The organism is Rummeliibacillus sp. TYF005 (genome assembly GCF_003844195.1).
Lineage (GTDB): Bacteria > Bacillota > Bacilli > Bacillales_A > Planococcaceae > Rummeliibacillus.
The window spans coordinates 1-572 of the sequence record NZ_ML122652.1; the positions used below are offsets into that span (position 1 = coordinate 1).

Sequence of the window (572 nt, forward strand, 5' to 3'; positions counted from 1 at the left end):
TTCTATTTACACAAAATATTTTATACTCTCGTTGGAATTAATGGATCAGATAATACAGTAATAGAGGTTATTTATTATTAATCAATGAACTAACGAAAACTAATATAATAAATGCAAGTTTTTAATAGTGATTTTTATTGGATATGCTACAGGTAATTTATCTGTTACTCGAAAAGAGTAGATAAACTTATTAAAATGAGAATTTTATTATTGCTGTAGAAAAATTAATATAAAATGTTGAGTGAATTATATATAATGAGTTAAATGTATTAGGAGGGGAAATATGGATAAATTTAGAGTTGATATAGCGAATTGTTATGGTATAAAAAAACTAGAACATGAATTTGATTTTTCTCAAGGGGATACAAAGATAATTTATGCACCTAATGGAACAATGAAATCATCTTTTGCAAACACCTTAGATGATTTTAGTAAAGGAGTTATGAGTAAAGATAAGATTTACACAGATTCAATTCCCTTACGAAAAATAAATAGTGAATTAGGTGAAGAAGTTAATATAGATTCGATATTTGTGATCAAATGTAAACGCTAAACTATAATGGACAGTTATC

Annotated in this window: 1 protein-coding gene; it reads left to right on the plus strand. The window is 25.3% G+C overall.

Annotated features, from left to right (window positions below):
- The first annotated feature begins 283 nt into the window (after positions 1 to 283).
- On the plus strand, positions 284 to 553 hold the full coding sequence (locus tag CW357_RS18085; RefSeq protein ID WP_124218841.1) for a hypothetical protein: 270 nt from the start codon (positions 284 to 286) through the stop codon (positions 551 to 553).
- The last annotated feature ends 19 nt before the right edge of the window (positions 554 to 572 follow it).

Coding starts and splice junctions, on each gene's coding strand:
- CW357_RS18085 (WP_124218841.1), top strand. CDS start 284: ATGGATAAATTTAGAGTTGATATAGCGAATTGTTATGGTATAAAAAAA.